General features: G+C 41.3%; 6 protein-coding genes and 1 tRNA gene. All 7 read right to left on the bottom strand.

All coding sequences use genetic code 11. From position 1 onward, the window contains the following. Nucleotides 1-57 precede the first annotated feature (57 nt). The gene (locus IIB50_03000; protein MCH7530056.1) at nucleotides 58-303 is read right to left on the bottom strand and encodes a glutathione S-transferase N-terminal domain-containing protein; all 246 of its coding nucleotides are present in this window, start codon (nucleotides 301-303) and stop codon (nucleotides 58-60) included. A gap of 55 nt (nucleotides 304-358) precedes the next feature. Further along, a complete protein-coding gene (locus tag IIB50_02995; protein MCH7530055.1) occupies nucleotides 359-682 on the bottom strand; it encodes a winged helix-turn-helix transcriptional regulator in 324 nt (107 codons plus the stop codon). Between the two features lie 332 nt (nucleotides 683-1014). After that, on the bottom strand, nucleotides 1015-1521 hold the full coding sequence (locus tag IIB50_02990; GenBank protein MCH7530054.1) for a DUF3267 domain-containing protein: 507 nt from the start codon (nucleotides 1519-1521) through the stop codon (nucleotides 1015-1017). A 469-nt stretch (nucleotides 1522-1990) separates the two neighbouring features. Further along, a complete protein-coding gene (locus IIB50_02985; GenBank protein MCH7530053.1) occupies nucleotides 1991-2317 on the bottom strand; it encodes a hypothetical protein in 327 nt (108 codons plus the stop codon). A gap of 261 nt (nucleotides 2318-2578) precedes the next feature. Continuing rightward, entirely contained in the window at nucleotides 2579-3112 is a 534-nt protein-coding gene (locus tag IIB50_02980; GenBank protein MCH7530052.1) for a hypothetical protein, read from the bottom strand. Nucleotides 3113-3328: 216 nt separating this feature from the next. Beyond that, nucleotides 3329-3589: a GIY-YIG nuclease family protein gene (locus tag IIB50_02975; protein ID MCH7530051.1), complete on the bottom strand. Its 261-nt coding sequence runs from the start codon at nucleotides 3587-3589 to the stop codon at nucleotides 3329-3331. Nucleotides 3590-3847: 258 nt separating this feature from the next. Beyond that, nucleotides 3848-3918 (bottom strand) — tRNA-Gln (locus tag IIB50_02970). Nucleotides 3919-4001: the final 83 nt, after the last annotated feature.

Genomic DNA, 4001 nt, shown 5'->3' with positions numbered 1-4001 from the left:
ACAACAAAAAATCCGGCAATTACGGCAACACCAACAAGAATAAAGCCAAGAAACGCTTTAGGCATTTATTCCGAGTAATTCTGAAAGCTTATCTTTGTCAAATCCAACGACAATTTCACCACCGACATCAATAACGGGAACTGCCATTTGGCCTGACTTTTGCACCATTACCTGCTGTGCCTCTTGGTCTGTCGCAACATTCTTTTCTTCATACTTTATGTCGTTCTCTTGAAAAAACTCTTTTGCTGATTTGCAATATACGCACGTAGGAGTGGTATAGATAGTTACTTTTTTCTCTTCCATGTTTTTTTGAATATTAGATTTAATTATATCGACCTCTCGACCTCAATTGTTTTCTTTAATGTGTAATCTTTACAAATCTTTTTACTAAAGAATCATGTTCTCTCACTTTGTAGCAAATCATTTTCCCCATACGCACTCTGTTTATGATTCCGGCACTCTCGATTATCCTTGCTTGATGTGAAACCGCGCTTACGCTAATTCCAAGCACATGAGCGATATCAGTGGCGCATAATTCCTTGTATTTCTGCAAAAGAAAAATTATCTTAAAACGAGTGGGGTCGGAAAATATTTCGTAGAATCTACTTTTCTCTTGAATCTGGTGAGTGTGCCCCAGGAGCATTTTTTTTGCTTGTAGAATATCTTTGGGGGATATGAGCATAAAAAACAACGATTAAACATTTGAGCAATTAATTTAATGATAGCTGATCTGAAAATATAAATAAAGAGGCACGCGTGTGGAAAAAATTGAGATTCTTTCTCTATAATATCGCTCTATCAAAAAAACCGTCTTAGCGACGATTTTTAACAGAGGTTCGATGCCCTAGCCCGCTAACCACCTCGGTCGAGATTTTTGCGCCCAAAAAGTAAGTGTTTGAGGGGTTCTTTCGGAAGTGAAATGCATTCCTTGGTAGCTGGCACCCTCGGTCTAGAATAGAGAGTTTAAGAGGGATTTAACTTAATTCTACCTTAACACAACGACGCTCTTTGAGCTTACTGCAATCCTCCACCAATTGTTATCAAGATAAACGCATAAATAGCGTCAAACCAAAAGAATCTTAGTTTATTTGCGATCCAAATCAAAGTAACAAATGGAAAGGATAAATAATGTAAAAAAGAACCACCACGTTTTAACGCCAACTTACTCGCAGAAGAAACTTGTTGCATGTCGTGATCGCTTGGAAATGAATGCATTCCTATTGAAAACGCAAGCCATATCAATACAACATACAACCAACCATCCGGTATTATCTGTGACGCAATAACACTTAAAATTATTGTTGCAAGTGAATTAACAACGAGGGGTCCTACAGATATCCAAAAGGTCTGTTTGTATGTCGTTGGGTTTTCATGTTCAACAAAACCAGCAGGATTACCTAAACGAAAATAAACAACTTTATGTACGGGTACATTAAGCCAGTCACAGAATTTTTTATGTGCCCATTCATGAATAATCACCCCTGGAAATGTTATTAAAGATATAAGAAAACCTGGAATCATAGTTTTATACTAACACAATGAATAAGTTTGCATAACGAGTTACTTATGATGCATCTCGGGCGTAATAACTGTGCTCTAAGTGGCTGGCACTCTTGGTCTGGCCGCCTTTGGCGAGCCTCGCCCTTGGCGGAAACCTAGGGTTTCACAAACTAAACTAAGTTCAACTGTGGATAACTGAACTAAGTTTAGTTTAAGGGATTTGGGGCTCTTTTGAGGATACTCCCATGACCCACTTTGCCCATTTGTAGTTCGCAGAACGAAAGAGGGTCTCGGTCGGGTATTTAATAGGGGTGCTGGACGAAGTTAGAACCAGAATAAGGCTGAGTGAGGAGTATATTAGGATTCCAAGCCTCTAAAAACAAAAAACAGCTGTATGCTGTATTTAAAGGTTTTGGGAGAGGAGGGGTAGTTTGAGCGGTTACTCTTGCTGCCCCTCCTTCCTTATTGATTGAGTAGCTTTTCATGCTACTTATCCTGGAGGTCTATTTTTGGTTTGCTCCGCCGCATTCATTACGGCTAACATTTCTTGGCGTGCCTCGTCCAACTTCCTTCCCAGAATGTCCAATCCGGTGAACATTCCACGAGCACCCTGTAACTTACAGGCTTCCAAGAAATAAACTATCCGCTCTAGAGGAGAACCCAATGCTCTGTCCATAAGCTGGTCTTCCGAGGTAAGTTCCCCTTTAGTGACATCTTGTATCTCCTCATCACTAAATCCCAAAAGAGGAATTGTAATCGTGGCTGTTATTCCCTCATCTCCATCACGACTAGACCTTACTACTGTAGTCCTATTCATGTCTCACTCCCAATCTGTATTAGTACTTTTTACTGTAAACAAACAATACCATATTTTTATGGTATTGTCAAGATTTGTTGGGGCTACTGGACGAAGTTAGAACCCTTTTGCTGCAAGGGAAATCATCTTTCTCGTCCAGTTTCTCAATAGCTACATGATAACACCTTATACTACAGTTCACTATATATAATGCTGAGTACATAAAAAATCTGTTTTTGTAAAAGAAAAACCCACCACTTGCCTCCTTTTTGTGGTGGGTACTTAGCTTGTTGACCTTGGAGTCAGAACAATAAACTCGGGGTGGTTAGTGTAGAAGGGACCAGGATAATTTTGGAGAGATGCACCACGGAACTTATTGTCATCCTCGGGAAAATGGTAGATACCCTCTGGAGTTACTATTATGTCAATGTCGAAGTATATATCTCCCTCTGGGACAACTAACAGTGAATGTCTTGCCGGTTGGAGTCTTGTCGATTCTCCGTTGCAGACCAAGAGAAGCAGTGCAGCGTACTCTCCATCGTATCTACGCACCCAGTCATCCACTCTGTGGGTTTTAGTCCCGTCATTATATACCCACACTCCGTCGGCGTAATGCCCATGAGCGCAAAGAACTGCTATTTCCATGCTCGTATCTTTCGCTAGATCACGATAAGTGTCTCCTTCGAAAAAGCTTTTGAAGGTATCTTTGACTAAGTGGGTTTCCACGACAAGCGGATCAGTCTCCAAGGACTCTAGTATCCGCCAGCTATGCGCGGTAATGAAATATGTGATATGGTCAACTTGAATCTTTCTCATATAGTTTTCTTTCCTCCTGTGGATCGAATTTGTAGATTCAATTTATACCCTTGCTGTCTATATTATACATCTACTTGACTGATTTGTCAATAGTGAATCCATGTAAAAAACTTCACCAAAAAACTCATCTGTTTGTCAATAAAGATTCTAGCTTCATAAAAGGATTATCAAAATTTGAGCTTAAAAACTGATTGCTGCGGGGCTAGGTATCCTTCGCTAAAGTTTTGGAGTGCCAGACTCAATAAGAGTTAATTTCTTTTCTCGGCGCCATCCCTTAATTTCTCGTTCGCGCTTTCTGGCGTCTTTCAGATTGGCAAATGTTTCAGAATACTTTAACTCAACTGGTCTTCTGATTTTTGTGTAGTGAGCACCCCACTTTGATTTGTTGTGCTGTTTTATGCGTTTTACCAAATCATTAGTGCATCCAACATACAACGATTGATCTACGCACTCAACGATATAGATGTAGAATTTCATATGTCGCACTTCGTCGTTTTACTCTCTTCGAGCCTGAAGGTTCTCAGAGCCTGAACGGCCTCAGTGACTTCGATTTTTTTGTATTATCCATGATGGGTCGAAGATTCCGAGCTTAGCGAAGAAACGCAGACACTGAATAAAGATTCCTTCGGCTAAATGCCTCAGGACCTTCTTCGCCCATCATATATTGGCCGAAGGCCGCATCGAGTCTGATGACTCTCAGAATCAGAATGACCTAATGAGCGAAGCGAAGAAGGGCTGCGGGTCCTGGATTCGAACCAGGATACACGCCTCCAGAGGGCGCGGTCCTACCGTTAGACGAACCCGCAATGTGCCTCGTCGGCGCGCCAGCCAACAAGGCTGGTATACCCCGCCGATGAGGCGGACATGAGAGCACTATACCAGGTTTTAG

The sequence above is a fragment of the Patescibacteria group bacterium genome, assembly GCA_022560785.1.
Lineage (GTDB): Bacteria > Patescibacteriota > Minisyncoccia > Phycocordibacterales > JADFSL01 > JADFSL01.
The sequence above is the reverse complement of the archived record's forward strand: the minus strand, read 5'-3'. Positions and strand labels throughout refer to the sequence as shown.